This is a genomic window from Sphingomonas sp. BL-S-30, assembly GCF_055521475.1.
Genome location: NZ_CM145481.1, coordinates 1,440,511 through 1,466,713, shown reverse-complemented (window position 1 = coordinate 1,466,713; position 26,203 = coordinate 1,440,511). Strand labels below are relative to the sequence as shown.

Below are 26,203 nucleotides of genomic sequence, written 5' to 3'. Positions count from 1 at the left end.
CGTGCCCGTCACCGCCAAGATCTGTGGCCTTTCGACGCCCGAGACCCTCGACGCCGCGATCCGCGGCGGGGCGAGCCATGTCGGCTTCGTCTTCTTCCCGCCCTCGCCCCGCAGCCTGAGTCGCGAGCGCGCCGCGCAACTCGCCGCGCGCGTACCGGAGCATGTCAGTCGCGTCGGCGTGTTCGTCGATCCCGACGACGCGCTGCTCGAAGCCTCGATCGGCGCCGGCCAGCTCCAGGCGCTCCAGCTTCACAACACCAGCCCGGCCCGCACCGCCGCGATCAGGGCGCGTACGGGCCTCGCCATCTGGGCCGCCGTCGCGGTGAAGGCCCGCGCCGACCTGGCCGCCGCCGAAAGCTTCGCCGGCGCCGCCGATCGCATCCTCTACGACGCGAAGACTCCACCCGGCGCGACCTTGCCCGGCGGCATGGGCGTGCGCTTCGACTGGACCCTGCTTCAGGGTTTCCGCCACCCGCTGCCCTGGACTCTGTCCGGCGGACTCGATCCGCTTAACCTCGCGGAAGCCGTGGCGGTCACCGGCGCGCCGATGGTCGACGTGTCCTCCGGCGTCGAATCCGCGCCCGGCATCAAGGACGTGACCAAGATCGCGACCTTCCTGGAAACCGTCAAAGCCCTCTGACGTCGCGCGGCTTCACCCGCGAACAGCTTTACTCAACTCGACACCGTCATCCGAGGTGCTAAAGCGCGCGCATCATGAACGTCCCCAATTCCTTCCGCGCCCAGCCCGACGATCGCGGGCATTTCGGCGAGTTCGGCGGCCGCTACGTCGCCGAGACGCTGATGCCGCTGATCCTCGAGCTGGATGAGGCCTATCGTGCCGCCAAGGCCGATCCCGCCTTCACCGCCGAGTTCGAGGATCTGCTCGAACATTATGTCGGTCGGCCCAGTCCGCTTTATTATGCCGAGCGGCTGACCGAGGCGCTCCGCGAGTCCGCCCCGCAAGGCAAGGGTGCCCAGGTCTGGTTCAAGCGCGACGAGCTGAATCACACCGGCGCGCACAAGATCAACAATTGCATCGGCCAGATCCTGCTTGCCATGCGCATGGGCAAGACGCGGATCATCGCCGAGACCGGCGCCGGCCAGCACGGCGTCGCCACCGCGACCGTCTGCGCGCGCTTCGGCCTGCCCTGCGTCATCTATATGGGCGCGCGCGATATCGAGCGGCAGCAGCCGAACGTGTTCCGCATGAAGCTGCTCGGCGCCGAAGTCCGCCCGGTCACCTCGGGCGCGATGACGCTGAAGGATGCGATGAACGAGGGCCTGCGCGACTGGGTCGCGAACGTCCACGACACCTTCTACATCATCGGCACCGCCGCCGGCCCGCATCCCTATCCGGAGCTGGTGCGTGATTTCCAGAGCGTGATCGGCAAGGAAGCACGCGCGCAGATGCTGAGCCGCATCGATCGCCTGCCCGACCTGCTCGTCGCCGCGATCGGCGGCGGATCGAACGCGATCGGTCTGTTCCACCCGTTCCTCGATGACGCCGGTGTCGCGATGCTCGGCGTGGAAGCGGCCGGCCACGGCCTCGACAAGCAGCATGCCGCCAGCCTCGCCGGCGGATCGCCCGGCGTGCTCCACGGCAACAAGACCTATCTGCTGCAGGACGAGGACGGCCAGATCGCCGAGGCGCATTCGATCTCGGCCGGTCTCGACTATCCCGGCATCGGCCCGGAGCATTCATGGCTCCACTCGACCGGTCGCGTCCAATATACCAGCGCGACCGATACCGAGGCGCTGGACGCCTTCCAGCTGCTCTGCCGGACCGAGGGCATCATCCCCGCGCTTGAGCCGAGCCACGCCATCGCCGCCGTTGCCCGCGTCGCGCGCGAGATGGACCGCGACCAGATCATCCTGTGCAATCTGTGCGGGCGGGGCGACAAGGACATCTTCACCGTCGCCGAGGCGCTGGGGGTCGAGATATGAACATCCCCAATCTGTTGACGGGCGCCGTGGTGGGCGCCGCGGCTGCGCTGATCGTGCGCGAGCTGAACCAATATGGCCTCGCTTTTTCCGACTGGCGCTTGCCGCTTCCCCATGGCCTCGAAGCCGTGGAAATGGGCGCCCTGGTCGGCGTCCTGTCCCAGCTCTTCAGCCAATGGCGCTCCGCTCGATGACTCGTCTCTCCGCTGCCTTCGATCGTGCCCGCGAACAGCACCGCGCCGCGCTCGTCACGTTCGTCACCGCCGGCGATCCGACGCCCTGGGCCACCGGCTCCATCCTCGACGCGCTGGTTGCCGGTGGTGCCGATGTGATCGAGCTGGGTATGCCCTTCACTGACCCGATGGCCGACGGCCCCGCGATCCAGGCCGCCAATCTGCGCAGCCTCGGCGCCGGCACCACCACCGCCGACATCCTCGCCATCGCCAAGGCCTTTCGCGAACGCCATCCCGGCGTACCGGTCGTGCTGATGGGCTATGCCAACCCGATGCTCCGCCGCGGCGCCGACTGGTTCGCCAGTGCCGCGCGCGATGCAGGCGTCGACGGCGTGATCTGCGTCGACCTGCCGCCCGAGGAAGATGACGAGCTCGGCCCGAACCTGCGCGCCGCCGGCATCGACCTGATCCGCCTCGCGACGCCCACGACCCATGCGGCGCGCCTGCCCGCGGTGCTCGGCGGGGCGAGCGGCTTCGTCTATTATGTCTCGGTCGCGGGCATCACCGGCCTGCAACAGGCAGCGCAGGATTCGATCGAGAGCGCCGTCGCCCGGCTCAAGGCAGCGACTGACCTGCCCGTCGCCGTCGGCTTCGGCGTTCGCACGCCCGATCAGGCGGCCGCCATTGCCCGCGTCGCCGATGGCGTCGTGGTCGGCTCGGCGATCGTCGAGCTGGTCGGCCAGCACGCCGAGGGTGCAAGCGGGCCGGTCGAAGCCTATATCCGCTCCCTGTCCACGGCGATCGCCGCGGCCCGAAAGGAAACAGTATGAGCTGGCTCACCAGCGTCCGGAACGCGCTGTCGTTCGTCGTCCCGAAAAAGGATACGCCCGACAATCTCTGGCACAAGTGCAAGGGATGCGGGCAGATGGTGTTCCTGAAGGAACTGGAGGAGAATCTCCATGTCTGCCCGAACTGCCAGCATCATGAGCGCATCGGCCCGGTCCTGCGCTTTCAGTATGTCTTCGACGCGGGCAGCTACACGATCATCCCGCTCCCGCGGGTGCAGGACGATCCGCTCAAGTTTCGCGACACCAAGCGCTATGTCGACCGCATCAAGGCAGCCCGCGCCGCGACGTCGGAAGGTGACGCGCTGATCAACGCGCGCGGCACGATCGAAGGCCGCAAGGCGGTGGTCGGCGTGCAGGATTTCGCCTTCATGGGCGGATCGATGGGCCTGGCGGTCGGCGAGGCGTTCGTGCGCGGCGTCGAGAACGCGATCGAGGACAATTGCCCCTATATCATCTTCACCGCCGCCGGCGGTGCACGCATGCAGGAGGGAATTCTCAGCCTGATGCAGATGCCCCGCGCGACGGTGGCGATCCAGATGCTGCACGATGCCGGCCTGCCCTATATCGTCGTGCTGACCGACCCGACCACCGGCGGCGTCACTGCAAGCTATGCGATGCTCGGCGACGTGCAGATCGCCGAGCCAGGCGCGCTGATCGGCTTCGCTGGCCAGCGCGTGATCGAGCAGACCATCCGAGAGAAACTCCCCGAGGGCTTCCAGCGGGCCGAATATCTGCTTGAGCACGGCATGCTCGACATGGTGAAGCACCGCCGCGACCTGCGCGCGACCCTCGCCAGCCTGATCGATTATCTGTGCGCGAAGAAAGCGGCGTGACCATAAAGCCCTCTCCCCTCCGGGGAGAGGGTTGGGAGAGGGGCAGTGCCGAAGACTGACGAAGCCCTTCTCGCCCGTGCGAAATCCATGCGTAGCGACATGACGCAGCCCGAGCGCGAGTTGTGGATTGCGTTACGGGCCAAGCGCTTCGACGGTGTCAAATTCTCCCGGCAAGTTGTGATAGGCCCGTTCATCGCCGACTTCGTGGCGAGGTCTCGCAAACTGATTATCGAAATCGATGGCGACACGCATGCCGATGCCGCGAGAGACGACCGGCGTAGCGAGTGGCTGAACCAGCAAGGATATCGCGTGATCAGATTTGGCAATTCAGACGTGATGCGGAATTTAGAGAGCGTTCTCACAGCTATAAGCGCTGCGCTCGCGACTGCCCCTCTCCCAACCCTCTCCCCAGAGGGGAGAGGGCTTTAGATGCCCGACTTCGCCACCTCCACCTCCGCCGCGGTCCAGCAGCAGCTCGACCGCCTCTGGTCGCTGTCGCCCGGCGCCGACATCCTCGGCCTCGAGCGCATCACCGAATTGCTCGGCCGTCTCGGCAACCCGCAGGACAGCCTCCCGCCGGTGCTGCATGTCGCCGGCACCAACGGCAAGGGCTCGACCTGCGCTTTCCTGCGCTCGGCGATCGAGGCGGCCGGGCTGACGGCTCATGTCTATACCAGCCCCCATCTGGTCCGCTTCAACGAGCGCATCCGCATCGCCGGCACGCTGATCGGGGACGACGCCCTCGCCGCCCTCCTCGAGGAAGTGCTCGATGTCGCGGGTGATATCGGCGCCAGTTTCTTCGAGGTGACGACCGCCGCTGCCTTTCTCGCTTTCTCGCGCACGCCGGCGGACGCGTGCATCATCGAGGTCGGCCTGGGCGGCCGGCTCGACGCGACCAATGTCATTGCCCGTCCGCTCGTCACCGGCATCGCCCAGCTCGGCATCGATCATCAGAGCTTTCTAGGCGAGACCGCGGAAGAGATCGCCGGCGAGAAAGCCGGCATCGCCAAGCCGGGCATACCGCTGGTTACGATGCGCTACCCCATCCCTATCGCGCAGCGCGTCGAGGCGGTCGCCCGCGCGGCACGCGCGCCGGTGTCGGCGGCCGGAGATGGCTGGTTCTTCGCCGCCGATGACGGCAAGCTCGGCTATCGCGACGCCGCCGGCCGGATCGAGACTCCGCTGCCCGCCCTTGCCGGTCCGCACCAGCCCGAGAACCTCGCTCTCGCCATTGCGATGCTCCGTCACCAGACCTCGTTGATCATCCCGCCCGAGGCTTATCGCACCGCCGCCGAGACGACCCGTTGGCCCGCGCGCATGCAGCGCTTGGGCACCGGCCCGCTCGCCGAGCTGCTTCCGCCGGGCAGCGAGCTCTGGCTCGACGGCGGCCACAACCCCGCCGCCGCCGCCACCGTCGCCGCGACGCTTCGCCAGATCGCCTTTCCGGGCACCGGTCGCAGCGAAGTCCACCTCATCCTCGGCATGCTGGCCAACAAGGACCCCGCCGGCCTGCTCGCGCCCTTCGTCGGCTTGGCCACCACGCTTCACGCCGTCCCGGTGCCCGACCATGAACACCATGCGCCCGAGGCACTGGTCGCCATCGCCCGCGGCCTCGGCATGATCGCCAACCCCGCCACCGACGTGCGCACCGCGCTCGCCGACATCACCGCGGCCGCCGATCCGGCCGAGCCGCCGATCGTCCTGATCCTCGGCTCCCTCTATCTGGCCGGCGACGTGCTCGCCGCAAACGACGAACCACCGACCTGATCCTTATTGCTATTGACTTGCAATAACCAAATCGCGACGCTGCCATTCCAGCAGATGGAGTCGCGTATCATGACGGTCACCCCAGCCCCGGCCCCTACCCAGATGTTGCCGCACGCCATGCCGACCTGCCCCAATGGGCGGCTCGCCTTGTTCGCGATCCGGCGGATCGGAGCGCATGGCCTCGCCGATGCTCATGCAGCGCATGCCATGCTCAACGGTTTCGGCGAGGGTTTCCGTCGCCCGCTCGTGCTGATGCGCGCGCTGATGGCCGATCTCGCGACCACGGCGAACGGCCCCATTTCGATCGCGCCCTGTTGCTGCATGCGCATGACCGCAGCTGAAAGTGCAGTACTGACCGTGCTCGCCCGCGCCGAGACGGCGCCGGAGACGGCCCGGCTGTTGCTCGCCGACCTGCTCGGCATCCGCCGCATCGACGGCGTGCTCGCCAGCGCGATGGCCCTCGCCGCCGCCTTTGCCGATGCGGGTCGGCCGATTACGATCTAGCGCGAAGCTCGCCCAGCCGATCCATCGCCCAGCGATACATGTCGGCCTCGGCCGCGCGCTGCTGCCGGTCGAGCCGCTTCATCCGCGCCTCGACTTCCTCCAGCACGGTCCGCGCCTTTTTCTCCCAGCCCTGGTCGAGCAGCAGCGCGGCATAGCGGCACCGCCCTTCCTCGCCCGGCAGGCGCGTGACGAGATCGGCATACATCGCCAGCGCCTCCTCCTTGCGCCCGAGCGCTTCGAGGATTCGCGCCCGGAGCAACCCCTGGCGGTCGCGATCGCTCTGCGCGCTCGCCGGATCGTTGGCGTCGAGCACCGTCAGCGCCTCGGCCGGATCGCCCGTCTCGAACAGCGCCCGCGCCAGCTTTTCGCCCGTCCGCATATCGGCCGGCCCCCGCTCGATCGCCTCGCGCAGCAGGGGCAGCGCCTCGCCATATCGGCCCAATGCCGCCAGCGCGTCCGCCAGCCGGATGCGATTGGCCGCGGTATCCGCCAGGTCCAGCGCATCGCGCGCCGCCCGGACTTCCCGCTCCGGATCGAGCGCCGCCACTGCTTTGGCACGTGCGGTGCGGACATGACGATTGCCCTGCAGCCGCGGATAGACCTCGATCACCAGATAGGCGATCGTGCTGGGGCCCGGCAGGAACATCAGCGCCATGATCCACAACTGATTGCGCCCGTTGCGGATCACGTCGATCACCAGCATCACCTGGATTGCCAGGATCGCGAGATAGAGGATCATGTCGCGGGCGGCTCCGATGCCCCCGCAACGACGGGAGCCGCGCCAGGCACGGGCGGTTCATCGCCCCCGCCCGCGCTGCCGATCGACCGGTCGACCAGTCCCGACCGGATCATCCACCAGAACAGGAGCACCCCGGGAAAGGCGATCACGGTGGTGAGCAGATAGAAATTCACATAGCCCATGGCCTCTATCAACCCACCAGCCGTGGTGCCCGTCACGAACCGCCCGACGATGCTCGCGGCGGCGGAGATCAGCGCATATTGCGCGGCGGTGAAGCGCAGGTCGGTCAGCGCCGAGAAATAGGCGACCACCGCGACACCGCCGAACCCGCTCGCGAAATTCTCGAAGCCGATCGCGCCCGCCATGCCGATATTCGAATGCCCCGCCGCGGCGAGCACGGCGAAGCTCAGATTGGACACTGCCATCAGCACCAGGGACAGCAGCACCGACCGCTTCATCCCCATTTTCGCGTAGAGCACGCCGCCGACGAAGATGCCGATCAGATAAGCCCAGAAGCCGATCCCGACATCGTAAAAGGCGATCTCGTCATTGGTGAATTTCAGATCGTCGAACAACAGGCGGAAGGTCAGGTTGGCGAGCGTGTCCCCGACCTTGTGGATCAGGATGAAGGCCAGCACGATCGCCGCGCCCTCGCGGGTGAAGAATTGCGCGAAGGGGCCCCAGATCGAGGCGAGCATGGCGCCGATGCCACGCCGCACCGCAATCTCCCGGTGCCGCGCCGGCTCGCCGACGATCAGGCCTGCCAGCATCGCCGGCAGCGCCAGCATCGCGCAGGCGAGATAAGCCCATTCCCAGCCGCCCCGCGCGGCGATCACCAGCGCCAGCGCCCCGGCGCCGGCCGACCCGATCCGCCAGCCATATTGCGACATGCCGGAGCCGACGCCGAGCTGGCGCGGTTCGAGGATCTCGATGCGATAGGCGTCGATCACGATGTCGAAGGTCGCGCCCGCCGCCCCCACCAGGATCGCGGCAATCGCCGCCGCCATGATATCCGCCTTGGGATCGATCAGCGCGAGGTTGGCGACCGCCGCCATCACCAGCACGCCCGCGAGCAGCAGCCACGACACGCGCTGCCCCAGCCGGCCGATGATCGGCAGCTTCACGCCGTCGACCGCCCAGGCCCATATCCATTTGAGATTATAGACCAGGAAGGCGAGGCTGAACGCGGTGACGGTCTTCTTGTCGATCCCGTCCTGCGCCAGCCGCGTCGTCAGGGTCGCGCCGATCATCGCATAGGGAAAGCCCGAGGAGATGCCGAGCGCCAGCGCCGCCAGCGGGGCCTTTTCGAAATAGGGGCGGACGCCGTCCATCCAGCCGCCCGGCCGCTCGATTTCCAGCTCGCTCATCCCGCTCTTGCTCCCCGGCCTTATCCGGCAGACACTAGCGTCAAAAATCGGGAGAGGAAGCGAGATGAACGCGCCCACCAAGATTACCGTGCCGACCCTGGGCCAGCTCGCGCTGGCCGCGCAGCTTGCCGCCGGCGGGACCCGGCCGACTCTCGGCATCACCCATGTCGATGCCCGCGCCTATACGGCGCCGGAACGCCATGCCGCGGAACAGGCACGCATCTTTGCCAAGGTGCCGCTGGTCATCGGGCCTTCCGCGCTGCTGCCGCAGAACAATATGGCGGTGCCGCATGACGGCTTCGGCAAACCCCTGCTCGTCGCCCGCGGCAGGCAGGGCAAGGCGCAGGTGTTCCTCAATGTCTGCCAGCATCGCGGCACCCGCCTGGTCGAAGGCAGCGAGCCGGTCTGCGCGCCGCGGCTGATCTGCCCTTATCATGCCTGGAGCTACACGCTCGACGGCGCGCTTGCCGGCCTGCCCCGGCCGGACAGCTTCCCCGGCCTCGACAAGAGCGGCTTCGGCCTCAAGCGCCTGCCGACGCGCGAGGCCGGCGGCCTGATCTGGTTCGCTTTCGACGACCATGCCGATTTCGCCGAGGCCGAGGCGCTGGGCCATGATTTCGACGCCTTCGATCTCGCCGGCCAGCATCTCTTCCGCCGGCGGACGCACGACGTGGCCGCCAACTGGAAGCTGATCATGGACGCTTTCCTTGAGAGCTATCATGTCCAGCGGCTGCACGCGCAGACGATCGGCCCCTTCTTCAAGGACGGCGTCTCCACCGGCGACCATATCGGCCCGCACCAGCGCTCCGCGGTGGGCCGCGAGGCAGCGCTCGCTGCCTGCTCGGCCGAGGACTGGCCGACGCTGAGGGCGGCGATCACCTATACCTATCAGATGTTCCCCGGCACCGTGCTGATCGTCAGCCCGGACTATATGAACCTGATGGTGCTGATGCCCCAGTCCGAAGGCCGGGTGCTGGTCGAGGACTTCATGCTGATCCCCGAAGCCCCCACGACCGAAAAGGCGCTGGCGCATTGGGAGAAGAGCTGGAACCTGCTCGATGGCGGCGTCTTCGCCTCCGAGGATTTCCGTGCCGCCGCGCTGGGTCAGGAGGGGCTGGCCTCGGGCGCGATCGATCGGGTCACGCTCGGCACGCTGGAAACCGGCATCCGCGCCTTTCACGACCAGGTCGAAGCGAGACTCTGAGCGCCGGAGCTAGTGCAGACGCACGATGCGTGACAGCAAGGTCTCGGTGATCGCGACGAAGCGCTCCGGCTCCCCGAATGCCCGGGCGGAGAGCATCGCACCGTAGATCGCCGACATGAACGCATCCGCCTCTTCCGCCGGCGAGCGGACAAGCGACACGCTTCCCTGCCGCACGCCCAGTGCGAGGATATGCGCGAGCCATCCCGACAGCTCGGCGAAATGTGCGCGCACCGAGTGCGCGAGATCGTCCGGCAGGCTAGGCAGTTCGGCGGCGAGGATCGCGGCGACGCAGAAGGGCGCCGAATCGTCCAGGATGCAGCGCTCCCAATAACCCGCATAGGCGCGAAGCTGGACGCCGGCCTCGGGCTCGGTCTCCGCCAACTGGGCGACCTGCGCGCGGATGATCGCGCGCGATTGCTCCACCACGGCGACCGCCAGGTCGCTCTTGCCGGTGAAATGATGGTGGATGCTCGGTTTGCGGATGCCGATCGCCGCCGAGATATCGGCATAGCTGAACCCGTTATAGCCACGTGTCATGATCAGCTGACGCGCCGTCTCCACAATCTGCTGTGCCGTACTTCCCGCCATATGCCTACCTTCCAATAGGTAGGTATTTGCTTGCAAGCCGATGAGCAAGGGCCTAGTCGCCTACCTACTAGAAGGTAGAGAGAGAATCACTCATGTCGAGCATCGAACAACGCCATTCCCTGAGCACCGTCACGCCGGATGCCGCCGGGCTGCGAAACTATTATTTCCTGCGCGCCGTGGTCGCCGCCATCTGGGTCGCGGCGGCCTTTACGATCGGGGCGGCTTCCGCCGCGATCGGCGCTGCGCTGCTCGTTGCCTATCCGGCCTGGGACGCGCTGGCGAACCTGATCGACGCGACGCGCAATGGCGGACTGGCGCGCAATCGCACCCAGGCGCTCAACATGGTCCTCAGCACCCTAACCGCGGTCGCGGTGGCGGTGATGATCGGAAACCTGCATGCGGTGCTCGCGATCTTCGGCCTGTGGGCGATCTTTGCTGGCCTGTTGCAGCTCGCCACGGGGGTGCGGCGCTGGCAAACCTATGGCGCGCAATGGGCCATGATCCTGAGCGGTGCCCAGTCCGCGCTCGCCGGCGGGTTCTTCATCAAACAATCGCTGGGCAGCGCTACCCCGGGAATCACTGATGTGGCGCCCTATGCCGCGTTCGGCGCCTTCTACTTCCTCGTATCGGCGCTCTGGCTCACCTTCCGGCCAGGAGCCAAAGGCTAGGGTCCTAGGCCGCCTTGTCGAACAGGCTGAACCCGCTGGGCAGCCGTTTCGGCTTCCGGCCTTCGATCACCGCTTCGATCGCGTTGATCGCCGCCAGCAGGTCGCGTTGCGCATAGGGTTTGGACAGGCACCCCGCAGCCACGTCGCGTGCCCCCTCGGGGCACGCGCCGGTCACGAACAGCACCGGGATGCCGGCACCATGGGCCTCGTGCGCCACGTCGATTCCGCTGCCATCGGCCAGGCTGATGTCGACCAGCACCAGATCGATGTCCTCCTCGCCGCGAATCACTTCCACGGCCGTGGCGACGCGGTCCACCGTCGCGACGATCTCGAATTCCGCCTCGCGCAGGAAATGTTCCGTGTCGAACGCGACGAGAGGCTCGTCCTCGACAATCAACACCCTGCAAATGCGCCGTTTCTTTTTGCCGAACAACATCGTCCGGTGCCCGCCTTTGTACTGGGCCCGGGCAAGCAACTTCCCCCGACCTTGTTACGCATCCGTCTCTTAACGCGCGGCTTCGGGATCGGGCGCAATATTTTTTTCATGTCGACACGAAGAAAAGCGGTATCAGCGCCCTTGTGTCCATTTTCAGAGAATCCAAGGAGCAGCAGCGCATCGCCAAGCTGCTCGCCCGTGCCGGCATCGCCTCGCGCCGTGAAATCGAACGCATGATCGCCGAAGGGCGCGTCGCGCTCAACGGCACCGTCATCGATACGCCTGCGACGATCCTCACCTCGCTCCACGGCGTTACCGTCGACGGTAACCCGGTCCAGGCCGCGGCCCCCGCGCGGCTGTTCCTTTACCACAAGCCGAGCGGCCTGCTCGTCACCGAGCGCGATCCCGGCGGGCGCCCGACGATCTACGACAAGCTGCCGAACGATCTGCCGCGCGTGGTCCCGGTCGGCCGGCTCGATCTCAATACCGAAGGGTTGCTCCTCCTCACCACCGACGGCGAGCTGAAGCGCCAGCTCGAACTGCCGGCGACCGGCGTCGAGCGCGCGTACCGTGCCCGTGCCTATGGTCCCGTCACTCAGGCGCAGCTCGAGGAGTTGATCCACGGCGTCGAGATCGAGGGCGTGCGCTACGGATCGATCAACGCCAATCTCGAACGCCGCACCGGGGCGAATGTGTGGATCGAAATGATCCTGACCGAGGGCAAGAACCGCGAAGTCCGCCGCGTGCTCGAACATCTGGGTCTTCGCGTCTCGCGCCTGATCCGCACGCGCTACGGCCCGTTCGTGCTGGGCGACCTGCCGGTGGGCGAGGTCGGCGAAGTGCGCCAGGTCGATGTGATCGCCTTCCGCAAGAACCCCACGAAGAACATCACACCGGAGAGTTCGCCCCCCGAGATCAAGCGTCGCGCCCCAGCGCCGTCGCCTGTCCGGCTCGGCGCGCAGACGCCGCAGCGGACGACGCGCGCGCCGCGCCATGACGAGCGCCCCGCCGCCGCCCGCGACGCGCGGATCGCGCAGGAAGCGCCCAAGCGTGCCGTCCGCCCCGCCGCCCGCATCACCCGCGAGGACGCGGCCAAGGCAGATCGCGCCGCCTTCGACGTCCGTCCGGCACGTCGCGCACCCCGCGAAGACAAGCCGGCGACATGGTCGCCGCGCGACAGCCGCCCGGCCGAGGAACGCGCTGCCCGTCCGGCGCCGTCTTCCGCGGGCGTGAAGCCCAAGCGCTTCTACGACGCCAAGCCGAAGGGCGGCGGCAAGGCCGCGCATCCGGGCGAAACCCGCCCCGCCCGCGTGTTCAACCCGGAGCTCGGCCGCAACGTCCGCGCCAAGCCGCCGCGTCCGCCCCGCGACGAGGCGCCGTCGGACACCCGCGCCGCCAAGCCCGCTGGCAAACCCACCGGCAAGCCGCGCCCCAAGGCCGGCTGGGCCAAACCCAAGCCCAAACCCCGTACCCGGAAATAAGTCATGCGTATCATCTCCGGCCTGTGGCGCGGCCGCGCCATTATCGCCCCCAAAGGCGACGCCACCCGCCCCACCGCCGACCGCACGCGCGAGGCGCTGTTCTCGATGCTCACCAGCCGCCTCGGTAGCTTCGAGGGGCTGGCGGTGGCCGATCTCTTCGCCGGATCGGGCGCCCTCGGGCTCGAGGCGCTGTCGCGCGGAGCCGGATCGTGCATCTTCGTCGAGCAGGACCGCGCCGCGATCGACGCGCTCAAGGCCAATATCGCCAAGCTCGGCACGAAAGCCGATGTCCGTGCGCAATCGGTGCTGGCCCTGCCACCCGCCACCCAGCCGCTCGACGTGATCCTGATGGACCCGCCATACGGCACCGGTGCCGGCATGGTCGCGCTCGACCGGCTCAACCGGCTCGGCTGGGTGAGCGATGCGACCTGGATCAGCATCGAGACCGCCAAGACCGAGACGGTCGAGGTCGATGGTTTCACGAGCGATGCCGAACGCACGCACGGCAAGATGAAGATCACCCTGCTGCGCCGCGCCGGCTAGCCCTACTCACTACGTCACCCCGGACCTGTTCCGGGGTCCATCGTGCCGCACACCCATCAGTTGAGGCTCTTGCGCAGACATGGATGCCGGAACCAGTCCGGCATGACGGTTACACCAAAGGCACGCGCGGCTTGCGCAGCAGCGCCAGCCCGCCAAAGCTGAGCAGGCCCGCCACCAGTAGATAGACCCCAACCAGCCCCAGCCCGCCCTTGGCCGCCAGCCAGGACGCCACGATCGGCGCCATCGCGCCGCCCAGGATGCCGCCGACATTGAAGGTCATCGACACGCCGGTATAGCGCACCTCGGCCGGGAACAGCTCGGGCAGCCAGCCGCCGAGCGGGCCATAGGCAAAGCCCATCACGAACAGCGCAAAGGCCAGCCACAGGAACACGACAAACAGCGACGCCGCGCCGAGCATCGGCCCCATCAGCAGCCCCGCCACCGCGGCGCCGGCAAAGCCCCAGCGCAGCATCGCGGTCGCGCTGTGCCGGTCCGCCAGCACGCTCGCGACGATCACGCCAAGCGCGAGGAACAGGATCGCGGCGAGTTCGACCGCGAGAAACGCCTGGCGGTTATGGCCGAGCGTCGTCGTGCCGTATCCGAGCGCAAAGGCGGTCGCGAGGTAGAAGAGCGCGAAGCAGGCTACCACGCCGAAGATGCCGGCCATGGTCGGGCGGAGATGATCGCGGAACAAGGTGACGATCGGCACCTTGGGCAGCTTCTCCTCTTTTGCTGCCTCGAGGAAGGCCGGAGTCTCGGTCAGCTTCAGCCGCACCCACAGCCCCAGTGCGACCAGCACCGCGCTGGCGAGGAAGGGCAGCCGCCAGCCCCAGTCGCGGAATTGCGCATCGGTCAGGGTGGCGCCGAGGATCAGGAAGAAACCGTTCGCCGCGATGAACCCCACCGGCGCGCCGAGCGGCGGAAACATGCCGTAGCGGTTGCGCCAGCCCGGCGGCGCATTCTCCACCGCGAGCAGCGCCGCCCCGCCCCATTCGCCGCCGAGCCCGAGCCCCTGGCCAAAGCGCAGAATGCACAGGATCAGCGGGGCGACCCAGCCGATCTGGGCATAGGTCGGCAGGAACGCGATCGCGACGGTCGATCCGCCCATCAGCATCAGCGAAGCGACCAGCGTCGACTTGCGCCCGATCCGGTCCCCGAAATGCCCGAAGATCGCCGCGCCCACTGGCCGCGCGATGAAGGCGAGGCCGAAACTGGCATAGGACAGCAGCAATTGCGCCGACTGGTCCTCGGCCGGGAAGAATAGCGGCCCGAACACCAAGGCGGCGGCGGTCGCGTAAATGTAGAAATCGTAGAACTCGACCGAGGTGCCGATCAGGCTGGCGAGCAGCACGCGCTTGTGCGCGGTCATGGGGAGTGAGTTCATGACCACTGGTTCGCGCGGCCAATCCTTTCGGTCAAGAAACTATTCCCTCTTCCGGCAGAGCCGGCGAAATGGCCTGCACTACCTTTCCGGTCCGTCACCCCGGACTTGTTCCGGGGTCCATCGTGCCGGAGAAACAATGCTCGTTGCGCTTGCGGGACGATGGATGCCGGAACAGGTCCGGCATGACGTATGAGGTGAAGGCGGTCGCCCCACCCTTTTTCGTCGCTTCGCTCCTCCCTTCGCTCTCCCGTTGAGAAAGGGACTCCTCAACGCGTCGCGAACGTATCCAGCAAGGTCAGCATCAGCCAGTAGAGCCCGCCCGCCAGCAGCATCGCCGCCGGCAGCGTCATCACCCAGGCCAGCGCCATGCTGCCGATCGTCCGTGCGCGCAGCCCGGCGCCGTTCGCGACCGAGGCGCCGGCCACGCCGCTGGTCAGGATATGCGTGGTCGATACCGGCAGGCCGTAATGTTCGGCCGCGAAGATCGTGCCCGCCGCGACCAGCTCGGCCGAGGCGCCCATGCCATAGGTCAGGTGAGTCTTGCCGATCCGCTCGCCCACGGTGACGACGATCCGCTTCCAGCCGACCATCGTGCCCAGCCCCAGCGCGATCGCGACGGTGATCTTCACCCAGAGCGGGATGAAGCGCGTGCCCTCTTCGAGATGCTTCTGATAGCCGTCGATCGTCTTCAGCTCGGGTCCGGAGAAGGTCTTCGCCGCCGCCGGATCCTTGGTCACCAGCCGCGTGGTGTCGAGCACCAGATACATGTCGTTGCGCAGGTTCGGCGTCGCCGCCGCCGGCACCTTGTCGAGCGAGCCGAAGCCGCTGATCCGCTGGCTCACGTCGCGCGACAGCGTATCGACCGCGGCATAGACCTGCGGGCTCGCCGCCTGCTTGGTCTGGAGCGCGCGCGTCAGGGTGTCCCGCGCCACGCCCACGTCGTTGCTCGCGGCGCCCGCGGCATGGCCGCTGAACGCCGAGGCCGCGCTGGTCGCACTCGCCACGAAGGCCGGCATCGCGCTTTCCGGCATGGTGCGGTTGAGCGCATAGGCGGTCGGCGCGCAGCCGATCAGGATCAGCATGATAAGGCCCATGCCCTTCTGCCCGTCATTGCCGCCATGGGCGAAGGAGACGGCGGTGCAGGTCGCGATCAGCAGCGCGCGGATGCCCCGCGGCGGCGGCGCATTGGCCTCAGGCTCGCGGTAGAGCTTGGGGTTGCGCAGCACCATCTTCATCACGAACAGCAGCGCCATCGCGGCGAAGAAGCCGATCAGCGGCGCCATCCACAGCCCGGTCAGGATCTTGTAGGCCTGGCTCCAGTCGACGCCCGAGGTGCCGCCCTTGCTCGCCGACAGCAGCTGGTTGGCGAAGCCGACGCCGAGGATCGAGCCGATCAGCGCATGGCTGGAGGAATTGGGCAGGCCGACATACCAGGTCGCGAGGTTCCAGATCACCGCCGCGAGCAGCAGCGCGAAGATCATCGCGAAGCCGGCATTGCTGCCGACATGCAGGATCAGATCGACCGGGAGCAAGGTGATGATCGAATAGGCGACCGCCCCGCTAGAGAACATCACGCCGAGGAAGTTGAAGAAACCGGACCACACCACCGCGACATGCGCCGGCATGGAGTTGGTGTAGATCACTGTCGCGACGGCGTTGGCGGTGTCGTGGAAGCCGTTCACGAACTCGAAGCCGAGCGCGATCACCAGCGCGAGACCGAGGAACAGGAACACGCCCGTCGCCATCTGCTCACCGACCTGGGCGGTGTCGAGGAAGATGCTGAACCCGGCATAGGCCAGGCCGCCGAGCAGCACCGCGAGGAACAGCCAGCGGCCGGCAGGATGCATCGACTGATCGAGCCGGGGCCCACCAGAGGATCGCTCGTCCGAATCGGCGAGCGCTGAGAATGTCGTTGCCATGGTGAAACCGCTTTGCGCGCTTGTGTGACAAGTTGATGACAAGGCCCGTCCCCTCCCGGGGCCGTCGGCTTCGCAGCCCTTGTCGTTCGTCCTGGGCGGCGTCTTTACCGATGACGAGGCAGGTCCGCCACCCTTTTCATCTCAAAGATAGGGCGCCGGCGTCACCGTCACCTGCAGCGCCCGGCCGCCGCGCCGGAGCGACAACGGCACCGACGCAGCGCCGCCGCGCCGCCCGTCGAGCTTGCCGATCAGCGGGCCGAACCGCTCGCCGACGATCTCGTCGCCGACCTGCACGCCCGCCTTCTCGCCCGGGCTGCCGCGGCCCACCTGCCCCACCACGATGCCCTCGCCCTTCCGGTCGATCCAGATGCCGGACATGGCGTAACGGTCCGGGATGGGCGGAAGCCGGTTGGGCTGGACCCACATGATGCCTGCCTTGACGTCGCTCGCCAGGTTCAGGCGGCGCAGCAGGGGCAGGCCGATATAGCCGTCCGCGATCTCGTAGCGGCCGGCCGAACCGCTTTCGACCACGACCAGCGGCGCATCGAACCTCGTGTCGCCGATCTGCAGGCTGCCGGCGCGCACCAGGCGGCTCGCATGCTCCCCGCGCGCCGCGAGCGGCACCCAGGGCTTCGCATCGTCCCACAACCCGCTCTTGCGCGAGGCAGGGCCATAAAGCCGCGCGGCGACCGGCGCGCCGGTATCGAGCAGGAAGCGATAGGTCTGCCCGTCGAGCATCACGTCGGCGAAGATATAGGCGGACCCGTTGACCAGATTGTGATGACGGATCTCGGACGCGAGCCGGACATAGCCGGTGCGATTCGTGATGCCGTCGCGATAGATCCGCCACTCGCCCTTGCCGAAATCGAGCTCGCTGTCGAAGGCGGTCATCGCCCCCGCCGCCAGCGATCCCGACACGTCGTCGCCGAACGACACCCGGTCGGTTCCCGCCAGCGCCACATCCTCGTCGCGCAGGCTGCCGCCGATGATGAAGTCGCGCGCATCGTAGATCGGGTAGATGCGCTTCTCCCCGCCGATGCCGAGCGACGCTGTCGTCTTCTTCACCAGCCCCAGCCGCTTCGCGAGATCGTCCCGGATCAGGCCGACCACGCCACCGGTATCCATCGCGAAGAAGAACGGCCCCTGCCCCGCCACGCCGCACGCCACCAGCACGCGGCCTTCCTCCAGCGCGATCGGGATGGTCACCGGCGGCCGCGCCGCTGCGGCGCGCAGTCCACCGACGGGCAGGATCGTTGCGGCGGCCATTCCTCCGAGCAGGTTTCGGCGTGAAATCATGATGATGCGACTCCAGGTGGCGGTCACTTTGTAGCCGAGGAAAAATGACGGCGTGAAGACTCGCTATTCTCCCTCTCCCGGCGGGCAGGGTGATCACATATCGAGCGCACCGCGTTTGTTTCTGGCCTGGTGAAACGGAAGAATTGGTTCACGCGAAGGCGCGAAGCCGCGAAGTTTTGGATAGACGCTCCGTGATACGCGGTCCGTTCGATCGCCTCCAAACATCTTCGCGGCTTCGCGCCTTCGCGTGAACCCCCTTCTCCGGCGCCTCCCTTGTCGCGCCGCTCTAAATGCGATCACGCTCACCCTTCCGTCTTTCCGCTCCTCCTTCCCGCAAGGGCAGAGGGAGCAGAAGCAAGCTTGCCCCAAACCGCCGCGTTCCCTACCTGTTCACCGATGAGTCTCCCCGCGCCCACACCTCAAGACCCGCCTTACCTGTCAGGCCTGAACGCCCCGCAGCGCGAGGCCGTGCTCACCACCGAGGGCCCGGTGCTCGTCCTTGCCGGCGCCGGCACGGGCAAGACGGCGGCGCTCACCGCGCGCCTCGCCCATCTGCTCTTCACCAAAAAGGCCTGGCCGTCCGAGATCCTGTCGGTCACCTTCACCAACAAGGCCGCGCGCGAGATGCGCGACCGGGTCGGCCGGCTCGTCGGCGATGTGGTGGAGGGCATGCCCTGGCTCGGCACCTTCCACGCGATCGGCGCGAAGATGCTGCGCCGCCATGCCGAGCTGGTCGGGCTGCAGAGCAATTTCACCATCCTCGACACCGACGATCAGCTGCGCCTGCTGAAACAGCTCATCCTCGCCGCCGATCTCGACGAGAAACGCTGGCCCGCGCGCCAGCTCGCCGGGCTGATCGACCAGTGGAAGAACAAGGGCCTGACGCCGTCCGACATCGATGCCGGCGAAAGCGAGCTCTACGCCAATGGCCGCGGGCGGGAGATGTACGCGCAATACCAGGCCCGGCTGAAGGCGCTCAACGCCTGCGATTTCGGCGACCTGCTACTCCACATGCTGACCATATTGAAGCGCGATCGCGGCGTGCTCGCCGACTATCAGCGCCGCTTCAAATATATCATGGTCGACGAATATCAGGACACCAACAGCGTCCAGTATCTCTGGCTCCGCCTGCTCGCGCAGGAGAGCAAGAACCTCTGCTGCGTCGGCGACGACGACCAGTCGATCTATTCGTGGCGCGGCGCGCAGGTGGAGAATATCCTGAAGTTCGAAAAGGACTTCCCCGGCGCCAGGGTGATCCGGCTCGAGCAGAATTACCGCTCCACCCCGCACATCCTCGCCGCGGCCTCGGGCGTGATCGCCAATAACAGCGGCCGGCTCGGCAAGTCGCTATGGACCGATGCGAGCGAGGGCGAGAAGGTCAAGGTGCTCGGCGTGTGGGACGGCCCCGAGGAAGCGCGCCGCGTCGGCGAGGAGATCGAGTCCTGCCAGCGGGCGGGCAAGAGCCTCGACGACATCGCCATCCTGGTCCGCGCGCAGCACCAGACGCGCGAGTTCGAGGAACGCTTCATCACTATCGGCCTGCCGCACAAGATCCTCGGCGGGCAGCGCTTCTACGAACGGCTCGAGATCCGCGACGCGATCGCCTATCTGCGCGTCGTCGCGCAGCCGGCCGACGACCTGGCCTTCGAACGCATCGTCAACACGCCGAAGCGCGGCCTTGGCGACAAGGCAGTGCAGAAGGTCCACCAGCTCGCCCGCGCCGAGGATGTGCCGCTGACCGTCGCCGCCGTGCGCATCCTCGACACCGACGAGCTGACCGGCGCCGCGCGCCGCGCACTGGGCAATCTCGTCGGCGACATGGCGCGCTGGCGCGGCATGGCGGGCGAGATCCCGCATCCCGAGCTGGCCCGGCAGATCCTCGACGAGAGCGGCTATACCGGCATGTGGCAGGCCGAGAAATCGGCCGAGGCCGCCGGCCGGCTGGAGAACCTGACCGAGCTGATCCGCGCGATGGAGGAGTATGAGACTCTCGGCGCCTTTCTCGAGCATGTCAGCCTGGTGATGGACAACGAGGCACAGGCGGGCGAAGCGCGGGTGACGATCATGACGATCCATGCCGCCAAGGGCCTGGAATATGACACCGTCTTCCTGGTCGGCTGGGAGGAAGGCCTGTTCCCCTCGCAGCGCGCGCTCGACGAGGGCGGCATTGCCTCGCTGGAGGAGGAACGCCGCCTCGCCTATGTCGCGATCACCCGCGCGCGGCGCCGCGCGATCATCCTCCATGCCGCCAATCGCCGCATCTACGGCCAATGGACCTCGAGCATCCCGAGCCGCTTCGTGAACGAGCTGCCCGATGCGCATATCGAGCAGGAAAATTCGATGAGCGGCGGCGAAAGCCTGTGGCGCGCCAACTGGTCCGAACGCGCCGATCCCTTCGCGGACGTGGCGCGCGGGACCGGGCGCGGGCCGGGCTGGCAACGCGCGGCCGGCGTGGCGCCCAATGGCGGCGGATTCACCAGCCGCACCTTTACGCGCGAGCCTTCACGGGTGGTGGAGGCGCGGGCCAGCGCGGTGAGCATCGGCAACAAGGGGCGCGACGACCTGTCCGTGGGGATGCGGGTGTTTCACCAGAAGTTCGGATACGGCTCGATCGCCGAGATCGAGGGGAACAAGCTCGAGATCGATTTCGAGAGCGCCGGGCGGAAGCGGGTGATGGATAGTTTTGTGAGTTTGGGGTGAACCGCATCGGGCGCCGGCTTGAAATCTATAGCTCCAGGGACTACACTATGCGCCATGATGGGCTTGTCCGGCCATGAGCGTCTACATGACCAAGCAGTTTGCGCGCTTTGCCCGCAAGGCTCGGTTGGAAGACTCCGGTCTGATGGAAGCGGCGGCCGATATTGCCGAGGGCCATTATGATGCGGATCTCGGCGGAGGCGTGTTCAAGCAGCGTGTTGCCCGCCCGGGCGGCGGCAAATCCGGCGGCTTCCGCACCATCATATTGTTCAGGGTCGGCGGGCACAGCTTCTTCGCACACGGTTTTGCGAAGAACGACAAGGCGAATGTTACGCCCGTGGAGTTGAAGGCGCTGAAGCGTCTGGCGGAGATATTTCTAGCCTTCTCCACGGACGAGATAGGCGTGGCGATGGACGCCGGGCAATTGATCGAGGTGACGGACGGTGACGACGAAGAACAAGGCTGAAAACGACATCCTGGCCTCGGTCCACAAGACTGCTGCCGGGCTGCATCAGATCGGACTGGTCGACAAGGCGACGATGCGCGAGTTCGACGCACTGTGCCTCACCCCTGTCGAGCCCCTGAGCCCGGTGGAAATCCGCGCCCTGCGCGAACGCGAGCAGGTCTCCCAGCCGGTCTTCGCGCGATATCTGAATGTGCGGAAGGACGCCGTCAGCAAATGGGAACGGGGCGAGAAGCGACCAGATGGTCCATCGCTCAAGCTGCTCAACCTGGTAAAGGCCAAGGGGCTACAGGCTATCGCGTGAGGCCCTTGCGTTCAGGGGTAATTGCACGCTTCCCGGTTATACGGTGCTGCGGAGGCAAAGAATTACGGTGCCAGTTTACTAATTATCGCCGCGCTGTTCGGAAAATCGTAAGCCAGTCGCAACCGATAGAGCCGCAAGATCGCGGGCAAGATCGCCCTGGGGACTCACTACATTATTCTGCGACAATTCGAGCAACGCCCCTTCGAATCGGCGCCTGACAAGGGGATCGGCGGCCAGATATGAAGCGCCCGCCTCGCTCGCCGCGTCGGGCCCGGCGGCGACGAGAAGATATTCTACGAGCGACTTTGGCCAAAGCGCCACATTCTTCACCAGGGGCAAGACCGTCTCGGTCCGCCCGAACGCGGCGAAAAAGGGGAAGATGATCTCCCGGATCGCGTTGGCGGCAGCTGCTCGACTGGAAGCCGGTCAAGGCGGGGGACTTCATCAGGCCGGTCGAAACCGCCCAATGCCTCCGATCTCGAAATCCCGGTGACGTTGCACTTTCAGCCAGCGGAAAGCCGCCATCGGCCCGGCAGGGCGTCAGGGCCCAACGTCCGGGCAGACGATACCGAACGAGCCCGCCGTGAGCGCCCGTACCGGCTCACCCCGGCGACCCCGACGAGGCTGACCGGTGCGCGGATCCGGAGCCAGATCGAATCCGATATCGTAGAGCTGCTCCCCCGGGCCCAGGAGGAGATCGGCGCGGATCGTGACCTTTGGTTTCTGGCCCGCGGGAATACCCGACCAATCGCCCCCGAACGTCATCGCGCAGGTAAGGCGCGTGCTCCATTGCGGCGAGATGTCGAGATCGGCCCACGCATGGGTGAAATTGTTGGCGTTCGTGCTGGTGTCGCGATGGCCGAGCACCTGACCGTTCAGCGGCGTTCCCGATGAAATGGTGTAGCTGCTGCCCTTGGGGATGTTCTCGAATATCACCGAGAAGTCGACCCGGGCTTGCTCGTCGCCCTGATTATAACCCGATTCAAACGCGACCTGAGGCACGTCTCCGCGGATCGAATGGACATTGCGCTGGGCGATGTTCGCGTTGCGCGACAGTGCCGCAGCGAGGCTCGATATATCGCGGACGCCCCTCAGCGGATCGCGATGTTCGCGCGTTTCGGCGATCGCGATGAGGCAATAATACTCCGCGATATCGCTCGGTACCCAGGTGAAGGGATCGGTGGTGGCGCCGATCGCCCCGGGGCCGATCGCGAAGCGCGGGTTCTGGTCCCCCGACGAGGTGGCAAGCTTGTTTTGTTCCCACAGCCAGGGATAGAGCAGGATGTTCGGCCTCGCCCAGAAGAGGTTCCACCAGCCCGACTGCGCATCCGGCGCGCAGTTCTTTCCCCGCACATAAAGATAGTTCGGCCAGCCGACATGAAGGCCGTTGTCATAAACCTTGCCATAGTTGCCGGGATCGAGGAGCAAGCCGGGATCCTGAAATGGGACCGGGCCGGCGAGAATAATGTCCGGCGACGTCGCCAGCGCGGAGCGCGGGACCGTGCCCCGCTCGTTCAGCGTGGCCCGGGCGACGATCCCGTCCCATTGCTCGTCCATCGCAATTCTCCTTCCACGCCGATTGCTTCACTCGGCCGAGTGAATTGCGGTGTCAGGTCGCTTAGCCCTTAAGCGATCCGGTGGCGACAGAGATAGAACAGCTCCCGCTGTTTATCCTCGGTCCGGCCTTACGCGCCCCGCCCGGCTATGGCATCCCGCGCCCGGCTCCCCGGCCCCAGCGCCACACCGACGCTCCCGCGAGCCGCCGCCGCCCTGCCGGGAACCCGTCACTCCTGTTTCTTCTGAAACTTCTTGCCTGGGCCTTCCCCCGCATCGATCATCAGGGTGGCCCAGGCCTGCATGTCGATCCCGGCCAGCAGCCCGACCATCGATTTCTCGACGGCCGGATCGCTCATCAAGCCCGTCATCGCGGTCTCGCCCAGGACCCGGAAACCCTTTTCCAGGGCGTCCGTCCCGCCGGCCTTGATGCTGCCGATCGCCTCGGCGCGACAGTCGACCGTCAGCACCCGGGTGAAAATGATGCCGGCGGCCTTGGACAAGGCGTCACGCTGCGCCGGCGTGATCGAGGACATGGACGATACTTCCGGGCTGGCCGCCATCACCGAGAAGATCCATTTGACGAGGGCGCTGCGGTCACTGGGGCTGGTATGGGAAACGAGGCACTGCGCCAGCGGATCTTCGGCCTGCGCGTTCGCTGAGGCCGGCACGCCCGCGACGACAAGCAGGCCGCAAGCAAGTGCCGTGATTTTCCGTAGCATCGTCTTCCCCCCGGTTTGAAATCGCAGCATGGAAGAATTTAGGGCGCGATGCCAGTCGGATATCGGGCTGCGCGGCCGAAGCCTGCCGGGCCCGCGCGCGACGTCCCCGGCGGTCGGTATCACCCTTCGCCACCCCATTCACACCACCGTCGCAAACCGACGCTACCGGGCGCGCATCCAGTGCGGATGAACCGAAAGCCGGGAGCGACACGATATGCCGCGCAAGACGATACGGACCGCCCTGACCGCCCTCTCCCTCGTCCTGCTGAGCCTGACCGCTGCGGTCGCGCAGCAGGAGAGCAGCGACCCGATCCAGAACGCGCAACTCGTCGGCACCCTGCCGCTCGACGGGGAGCTGTTCCACGTCCAGGGCGTCGATCTCGACAGCCGGCACATCTGGGTCACCTCGGTCGATCTCGCCGGCCACAAGGGCTATCTCCATCAGTTCGACCGGCGCAGCGGCCAGTTGTTGCGGCGCCTGGAGCTGACCGACGGCCCGCGCTATCATCCCGGCGGGCTGTCGCTGCATGACGGATCGATCTGGGTGGCCGTCGCGGAAATGACCGCGAACAGCTCCGCCACGCTGATGGAGATCGACACGAACTCCCTGGCGGTCCGCCGCAGGATCCCGGTCGCGGATCACCTCGGGTGCGTCGCGGTCTCGGGCGACACGCTCGTCGCGGGCAATTGGGACAGCCAGTTGCTGCGCATCTTCGACCTGACCAGCGGGAAGCAGGTCCGGGTCGTGCCCAACCCCTTCCCCACGCGCTATCAGGACATCAAGTTCGTCGACGGCCAGCTCGTCGCGGGCGGCGTGGTGACGCCGTTCAGCGGCACGATCGACTGGATCGACTGGCCGTCGATGAAGCTCGTCCGGACGACCCGCACCGGCGTCACCGATCGCGCCAGGCCCTATACCGGCGAAGGCATGGCAGTGAAGGGCCGCGACCTGTTCCTCGTGCCCGAAGACGGGCCGAGCCGGCTGTTCCATTTCAGGATGAGGGACGCGGCGGTTTAGAAGTAGCTTGCATTACATCGGAGCCACCAACACCCGTTCGTCCTGAGTAGCCATCGAGTAGCCGCGCAGCGGCGTATCGAGAGGGCGTATCGAAGGACGGGTTCCGCGCGACAACCTGTCCTTCGATACGGGCTCTCGATACGCCTTCGGCTACTCGATCCCTACTCAGGACGAATGGATCAGATTTAACGCTCGCCGCTCTATCCCGCAGGCGACGAAATAGAACCGGATCCCGCTGTTTAACCAAGATCCGGGTTTACAGGCTCCGCCCGGCCATGGCCTTTTGCGGCCCGGCCCGCGACCTGTCGCCACGCCGGCGCCATGGCGAGCCCTGGAGGTGCTTATGAGCGATACGCCCCCGACCGACCAGCCCAGCGGCATTGGCGCGGATTTCACGTCCATTACCTGCGCGGACCCCGATGGCGGCTCCGCGCTCGGCGCGACGCCGTTGCTGCCTGAGGCCGGCTGGCTCGCGATCAACGGCAACAGCGATCTGCAGGGCTGCGTGGTCGGGCCGTCCGGCGCCGTGGTCACCTGCGCCTATGTCACCAACCAGCCGCCAAAGGCGTATGAACGCTACGCCTATGGCATCTGGGTGTTCGGCCAGGGGCCATCGGGTTTCGGGTCCGGCACGTTCCAGCTCGACTTCACCGACCAGGGCGGGTCAGGTTACAGCCTGAAGCTCTATTCCCCCACGCCGGCCTGGCATTACGTCAATTACAATTCGGATTCGCCCGGCATCATCGAGATGCGCTGGGCACCCAACAACCTCCCCGCGGAATAGCGCTCATCCCCGATCGGGCCGCGCGGATCGGCCGCTACGCCGCCCCGATCCGCCGCAGCTTGGCCAGCAGCGCCTGCTCGTCGAACGGCTTGGTGATATATTCGTCGGCGCCGGCGGCGATGCCCTGATAGATGTCGGGCGTCTGCGTCTTGGAGGTGCAGAACACGACTTTCGGCGCGGCGCCGCCCGCAATCCGGCGCAGCGCGGCGACGAACTCGACCCCGCTCATCACCGGCATTTCCCAGTCGAGCAGGATCAGGTCGGGCATCGCCGCCCGGCACCGGGCGAGCGCCTCCTCGCCATTTTCGGCCTCGGTCACCTGATAGCCGATGCCGGCGATGATGCGGTGCGCGACCTTGCGCATCACCCGCGAATCATCGACCAGCAGGCAATGCGGCTGGCGCGGCGCCGCGGCCGGCACGGGCGCCGGCGCTACCTCGGGCGGCTGCGGGTCCGCGGGAAGGGGCGCGGCGCGGCCGATGGCTGCGGCGCTCCCCAGGCGCTTGATCAGACCGTGAATGGCTGTGGCTCCCTCTGGCTCAGAATCTGGCTTGCCGCGGCGGCGACCACGGCCTGGTCCGCTTCGGTCATGCGGACATGGATATAGGGCACCCAGATCTCGCCGAACTCGGCCTTCTGGTACCACACGTCGATGATGTCATAGGACGCCCAGAAGCCGTCCGGCTGGCGCAGGCGCAGCCCCTCCCCGATCCGCGGGACCGCAGCGAAGCGCAGCCCGACCTGCGTCTGATTCGTCTCGTTCTGGACTTCGATCTCGATCAAGGACGGCAACCTCCAGTGCGCCGGGTCACCCTAGCCTGCAATTCTTGCCGAAAAGCGAACGAGCGGCGGGGAAAGTCATGAGGCCTGCCCGCCCGGGGCAAGCCTCCCGGCTCAGCAATCCAACGCTCGACAGGTCCGTGACCGGCGGTCGATTCAACTTTCCGGGAAATCGCCACAAGGTGCCGGC

At 66.9% G+C, this 26,203-nt stretch carries 28 protein-coding genes; 17 read left to right on the top strand and 11 right to left on the bottom strand.

What is annotated here, in order from left to right; translation table 11 throughout:
• Position 1: 1 nt before the first annotated feature.
• From ACZ1I5_RS06865 to ACZ1I5_RS06830, 8 genes are all read left to right on the top strand, one after another.
• Complete coding sequence (locus ACZ1I5_RS06865; RefSeq protein WP_465172960.1) at positions 2-640, top strand: phosphoribosylanthranilate isomerase; 639 nt, start codon at positions 2-4, stop codon at positions 638-640.
• Positions 641-714: 74 nt separating this feature from the next.
• Entirely contained in the window at positions 715-1,944 is a 1,230-nt protein-coding gene (gene trpB, locus ACZ1I5_RS06860) for a tryptophan synthase subunit beta (protein ID WP_465172959.1), read from the top strand.
• The gene (locus ACZ1I5_RS06855) at positions 1,941-2,135 is read left to right on the top strand and encodes a hypothetical protein (RefSeq protein ID WP_465172958.1); all 195 of its coding nucleotides are present in this window, start codon (positions 1,941-1,943) and stop codon (positions 2,133-2,135) included. Before trpB ends, ACZ1I5_RS06855 begins: the two co-directional genes overlap by 4 nt.
• The gene (trpA, locus tag ACZ1I5_RS06850; protein ID WP_465172957.1) at positions 2,132-2,944 is read left to right on the top strand and encodes a tryptophan synthase subunit alpha; all 813 of its coding nucleotides are present in this window, start codon (positions 2,132-2,134) and stop codon (positions 2,942-2,944) included. The genes ACZ1I5_RS06855 and trpA overlap by 4 nt, the downstream gene beginning before the upstream one ends.
• On the top strand, positions 2,941-3,795 hold the full coding sequence (gene accD / locus ACZ1I5_RS06845) for an acetyl-CoA carboxylase, carboxyltransferase subunit beta (RefSeq protein ID WP_465172956.1): 855 nt from the start codon (positions 2,941-2,943) through the stop codon (positions 3,793-3,795). The genes trpA and accD overlap by 4 nt, the downstream gene beginning before the upstream one ends.
• 45 nt (positions 3,796-3,840) lie before the next feature.
• Complete coding sequence (locus ACZ1I5_RS06840) at positions 3,841-4,224, top strand: endonuclease domain-containing protein (protein ID WP_465172955.1); 384 nt, start codon at positions 3,841-3,843, stop codon at positions 4,222-4,224.
• Complete coding sequence (locus tag ACZ1I5_RS06835) at positions 4,225-5,562, top strand: bifunctional folylpolyglutamate synthase/dihydrofolate synthase (RefSeq protein WP_465172954.1); 1,338 nt, start codon at positions 4,225-4,227, stop codon at positions 5,560-5,562.
• Positions 5,563-5,631: 69 nt separating this feature from the next.
• The gene (locus ACZ1I5_RS06830) at positions 5,632-6,066 is read left to right on the top strand and encodes a DUF6628 family protein (protein ID WP_465172953.1); all 435 of its coding nucleotides are present in this window, start codon (positions 5,632-5,634) and stop codon (positions 6,064-6,066) included.
• Here the strand turns inward: ACZ1I5_RS06830 and ACZ1I5_RS06825 are convergent.
• Both ACZ1I5_RS06825 and ACZ1I5_RS06820 read right to left on the bottom strand, forming a co-directional pair.
• Positions 6,056-6,805, bottom strand: a complete 750-nt coding sequence (locus tag ACZ1I5_RS06825) for a tetratricopeptide repeat protein (RefSeq protein ID WP_465172952.1) — start codon at positions 6,803-6,805, stop codon at positions 6,056-6,058. The two genes, ACZ1I5_RS06830 and ACZ1I5_RS06825, sit on opposite strands and share 11 nt — an antisense overlap.
• On the bottom strand, positions 6,802-8,172 hold the full coding sequence (locus ACZ1I5_RS06820) for an AmpG family muropeptide MFS transporter (RefSeq protein ID WP_465172951.1): 1,371 nt from the start codon (positions 8,170-8,172) through the stop codon (positions 6,802-6,804). Before ACZ1I5_RS06820 ends, ACZ1I5_RS06825 begins: the two co-directional genes overlap by 4 nt.
• 64 nt (positions 8,173-8,236) lie before the next feature.
• Here ACZ1I5_RS06820 and ACZ1I5_RS06815 point away from each other — a divergent pair, with 64 nt between their 5' ends.
• On the top strand, positions 8,237-9,376 hold the full coding sequence (locus ACZ1I5_RS06815) for an aromatic ring-hydroxylating oxygenase subunit alpha (RefSeq protein ID WP_465172950.1): 1,140 nt from the start codon (positions 8,237-8,239) through the stop codon (positions 9,374-9,376).
• Between the two features lie 9 nt (positions 9,377-9,385).
• Here ACZ1I5_RS06815 and ACZ1I5_RS06810 read toward each other — a convergent pair whose 3' ends face one another.
• Positions 9,386-9,964, bottom strand: coding sequence for a TetR/AcrR family transcriptional regulator (locus tag ACZ1I5_RS06810; protein WP_465172949.1), 579 nt, complete (start codon positions 9,962-9,964; stop codon positions 9,386-9,388).
• A 92-nt stretch (positions 9,965-10,056) separates the two neighbouring features.
• On the opposite strand from ACZ1I5_RS06810, the gene ACZ1I5_RS06805 reads away from it, so the two are divergent.
• On the top strand, positions 10,057-10,632 hold the full coding sequence (locus ACZ1I5_RS06805; protein WP_465172948.1) for a DUF308 domain-containing protein: 576 nt from the start codon (positions 10,057-10,059) through the stop codon (positions 10,630-10,632).
• A 4-nt stretch (positions 10,633-10,636) separates the two neighbouring features.
• Here ACZ1I5_RS06805 and ACZ1I5_RS06800 read toward each other — a convergent pair whose 3' ends face one another.
• Complete coding sequence (locus ACZ1I5_RS06800; RefSeq protein WP_465172947.1) at positions 10,637-11,068, bottom strand: response regulator; 432 nt, start codon at positions 11,066-11,068, stop codon at positions 10,637-10,639.
• A 233-nt stretch (positions 11,069-11,301) separates the two neighbouring features.
• On the opposite strand from ACZ1I5_RS06800, the gene ACZ1I5_RS06795 reads away from it, so the two are divergent.
• Both ACZ1I5_RS06795 and rsmD read left to right on the top strand, forming a co-directional pair.
• The gene (locus ACZ1I5_RS06795; RefSeq protein WP_465173910.1) at positions 11,302-12,549 is read left to right on the top strand and encodes a pseudouridine synthase; all 1,248 of its coding nucleotides are present in this window, start codon (positions 11,302-11,304) and stop codon (positions 12,547-12,549) included.
• A 3-nt stretch (positions 12,550-12,552) separates the two neighbouring features.
• On the top strand, positions 12,553-13,092 hold the full coding sequence (gene rsmD / locus ACZ1I5_RS06790; RefSeq protein ID WP_465172946.1) for a 16S rRNA (guanine(966)-N(2))-methyltransferase RsmD: 540 nt from the start codon (positions 12,553-12,555) through the stop codon (positions 13,090-13,092).
• 109 nt (positions 13,093-13,201) lie between these two features.
• Here rsmD and ACZ1I5_RS06785 read toward each other — a convergent pair whose 3' ends face one another.
• The 3 genes from ACZ1I5_RS06785 to ACZ1I5_RS06775 all read right to left on the bottom strand — a co-directional run bounded on the left by ACZ1I5_RS06785 (position 13,202) and on the right by ACZ1I5_RS06775 (position 17,661).
• On the bottom strand, positions 13,202-14,476 hold the full coding sequence (locus tag ACZ1I5_RS06785; protein WP_465172945.1) for an MFS transporter: 1,275 nt from the start codon (positions 14,474-14,476) through the stop codon (positions 13,202-13,204).
• Between the two features lie 266 nt (positions 14,477-14,742).
• On the bottom strand, positions 14,743-16,395 hold the full coding sequence (locus tag ACZ1I5_RS06780; protein ID WP_465172944.1) for an inorganic phosphate transporter: 1,653 nt from the start codon (positions 16,393-16,395) through the stop codon (positions 14,743-14,745).
• A gap of 141 nt (positions 16,396-16,536) precedes the next feature.
• Positions 16,537-17,661 (bottom strand): pepsin/retropepsin-like aspartic protease family protein, encoded by a 1,125-nt coding sequence (locus tag ACZ1I5_RS06775; RefSeq protein ID WP_465172943.1) that lies wholly within the window; start codon positions 17,659-17,661, stop codon positions 16,537-16,539.
• A 426-nt stretch (positions 17,662-18,087) separates the two neighbouring features.
• Here ACZ1I5_RS06775 and ACZ1I5_RS06770 point away from each other — a divergent pair, with 426 nt between their 5' ends.
• The 3 genes from ACZ1I5_RS06770 to ACZ1I5_RS06760 all read left to right on the top strand — a co-directional run bounded on the left by ACZ1I5_RS06770 (position 18,088) and on the right by ACZ1I5_RS06760 (position 21,155).
• Positions 18,088-20,391, top strand: a complete 2,304-nt coding sequence (locus ACZ1I5_RS06770; RefSeq protein ID WP_465172942.1) for an ATP-dependent helicase — start codon at positions 18,088-18,090, stop codon at positions 20,389-20,391.
• 85 nt (positions 20,392-20,476) lie between these two features.
• Positions 20,477-20,854, top strand: a complete 378-nt coding sequence (locus ACZ1I5_RS06765; protein WP_465172941.1) for a type II toxin-antitoxin system RelE/ParE family toxin — start codon at positions 20,477-20,479, stop codon at positions 20,852-20,854.
• Positions 20,832-21,155 (top strand): helix-turn-helix domain-containing protein, encoded by a 324-nt coding sequence (locus tag ACZ1I5_RS06760; RefSeq protein ID WP_465172940.1) that lies wholly within the window; start codon positions 20,832-20,834, stop codon positions 21,153-21,155. Before ACZ1I5_RS06765 ends, ACZ1I5_RS06760 begins: the two co-directional genes overlap by 23 nt.
• 540 nt (positions 21,156-21,695) lie before the next feature.
• Here ACZ1I5_RS06760 and ACZ1I5_RS06755 read toward each other — a convergent pair.
• Positions 21,696-22,712: a hypothetical protein gene (locus tag ACZ1I5_RS06755; protein WP_465172939.1), complete on the bottom strand. Its 1,017-nt coding sequence runs from the start codon at positions 22,710-22,712 to the stop codon at positions 21,696-21,698.
• A 227-nt stretch (positions 22,713-22,939) separates the two neighbouring features.
• Positions 22,940-23,554 (bottom strand): hypothetical protein, encoded by a 615-nt coding sequence (locus ACZ1I5_RS06750; RefSeq protein WP_465172938.1) that lies wholly within the window; start codon positions 23,552-23,554, stop codon positions 22,940-22,942.
• Positions 23,555-23,645: 91 nt separating this feature from the next.
• On the opposite strand from ACZ1I5_RS06750, the gene ACZ1I5_RS06745 reads away from it, so the two are divergent.
• Positions 23,646-24,449 carry a DUF6454 family protein gene (locus ACZ1I5_RS06745; protein ID WP_465172937.1) on the top strand — a complete coding sequence of 268 codons (804 nt, stop codon included), beginning with the start codon at positions 23,646-23,648 and terminating at the stop codon, positions 24,447-24,449.
• A 343-nt stretch (positions 24,450-24,792) separates the two neighbouring features.
• Positions 24,793-25,233 carry a hypothetical protein gene (locus ACZ1I5_RS06740; protein WP_465172936.1) on the top strand — a complete coding sequence of 147 codons (441 nt, stop codon included), beginning with the start codon at positions 24,793-24,795 and terminating at the stop codon, positions 25,231-25,233.
• Between the two features lie 34 nt (positions 25,234-25,267).
• Here the strand turns inward: ACZ1I5_RS06740 and ACZ1I5_RS06735 are convergent, their stop codons facing one another.
• Positions 25,268-25,654 (bottom strand): response regulator, encoded by a 387-nt coding sequence (locus tag ACZ1I5_RS06735; RefSeq protein WP_465172935.1) that lies wholly within the window; start codon positions 25,652-25,654, stop codon positions 25,268-25,270.
• Positions 25,655-25,740: 86 nt separating this feature from the next.
• Positions 25,741-26,016, bottom strand: a complete 276-nt coding sequence (locus tag ACZ1I5_RS06730) for a hypothetical protein (RefSeq protein ID WP_465172934.1) — start codon at positions 26,014-26,016, stop codon at positions 25,741-25,743.
• Positions 26,017-26,203: the final 187 nt, after the last annotated feature.

Excerpts from the sequence above, each read along its gene's own strand:
- trpB (WP_465172959.1), top strand. The coding sequence starts at position 715 with ATGAACGTCCCCAATTCCTTCCGCGCCCAGCCCGACGATCGCGGGCAT.
- ACZ1I5_RS06855 (WP_465172958.1), top strand. The coding sequence starts at position 1,941 with ATGAACATCCCCAATCTGTTGACGGGCGCCGTGGTGGGCGCCGCGGCT.
- trpA (WP_465172957.1), top strand. The coding sequence starts at position 2,132 with ATGACTCGTCTCTCCGCTGCCTTCGATCGTGCCCGCGAACAGCACCGC.
- accD (WP_465172956.1), top strand. The coding sequence starts at position 2,941 with ATGAGCTGGCTCACCAGCGTCCGGAACGCGCTGTCGTTCGTCGTCCCG.
- ACZ1I5_RS06835 (WP_465172954.1), top strand. The coding sequence starts at position 4,225 with ATGCCCGACTTCGCCACCTCCACCTCCGCCGCGGTCCAGCAGCAGCTC.
- ACZ1I5_RS06830 (WP_465172953.1), top strand. The coding sequence starts at position 5,632 with ATGACGGTCACCCCAGCCCCGGCCCCTACCCAGATGTTGCCGCACGCC.
- ACZ1I5_RS06825 (WP_465172952.1), bottom strand. The coding sequence starts at position 6,805 with ATGATCCTCTATCTCGCGATCCTGGCAATCCAGGTGATGCTGGTGATC.
- ACZ1I5_RS06820 (WP_465172951.1), bottom strand. The coding sequence starts at position 8,172 with ATGAGCGAGCTGGAAATCGAGCGGCCGGGCGGCTGGATGGACGGCGTC.
- ACZ1I5_RS06815 (WP_465172950.1), top strand. The coding sequence starts at position 8,237 with ATGAACGCGCCCACCAAGATTACCGTGCCGACCCTGGGCCAGCTCGCG.
- ACZ1I5_RS06810 (WP_465172949.1), bottom strand. The coding sequence starts at position 9,964 with ATGGCGGGAAGTACGGCACAGCAGATTGTGGAGACGGCGCGTCAGCTG.
- ACZ1I5_RS06805 (WP_465172948.1), top strand. The coding sequence starts at position 10,057 with ATGTCGAGCATCGAACAACGCCATTCCCTGAGCACCGTCACGCCGGAT.
- ACZ1I5_RS06800 (WP_465172947.1), bottom strand. The coding sequence starts at position 11,068 with ATGTTGTTCGGCAAAAAGAAACGGCGCATTTGCAGGGTGTTGATTGTC.
- ACZ1I5_RS06795 (WP_465173910.1), top strand. The coding sequence starts at position 11,302 with ATGATCGCCGAAGGGCGCGTCGCGCTCAACGGCACCGTCATCGATACG.
- rsmD (WP_465172946.1), top strand. The coding sequence starts at position 12,553 with ATGCGTATCATCTCCGGCCTGTGGCGCGGCCGCGCCATTATCGCCCCC.
- ACZ1I5_RS06785 (WP_465172945.1), bottom strand. The coding sequence starts at position 14,476 with ATGAACTCACTCCCCATGACCGCGCACAAGCGCGTGCTGCTCGCCAGC.
- ACZ1I5_RS06780 (WP_465172944.1), bottom strand. The coding sequence starts at position 16,395 with ATGGCAACGACATTCTCAGCGCTCGCCGATTCGGACGAGCGATCCTCT.
- ACZ1I5_RS06775 (WP_465172943.1), bottom strand. The coding sequence starts at position 17,661 with ATGGCCGCCGCAACGATCCTGCCCGTCGGTGGACTGCGCGCCGCAGCG.
- ACZ1I5_RS06770 (WP_465172942.1), top strand. The coding sequence starts at position 18,088 with ATGAGTCTCCCCGCGCCCACACCTCAAGACCCGCCTTACCTGTCAGGC.
- ACZ1I5_RS06765 (WP_465172941.1), top strand. The coding sequence starts at position 20,477 with ATGACCAAGCAGTTTGCGCGCTTTGCCCGCAAGGCTCGGTTGGAAGAC.
- ACZ1I5_RS06755 (WP_465172939.1), bottom strand. The coding sequence starts at position 22,712 with ATGGACGAGCAATGGGACGGGATCGTCGCCCGGGCCACGCTGAACGAG.
- ACZ1I5_RS06745 (WP_465172937.1), top strand. The coding sequence starts at position 23,646 with ATGCCGCGCAAGACGATACGGACCGCCCTGACCGCCCTCTCCCTCGTC.
- ACZ1I5_RS06740 (WP_465172936.1), top strand. The coding sequence starts at position 24,793 with ATGAGCGATACGCCCCCGACCGACCAGCCCAGCGGCATTGGCGCGGAT.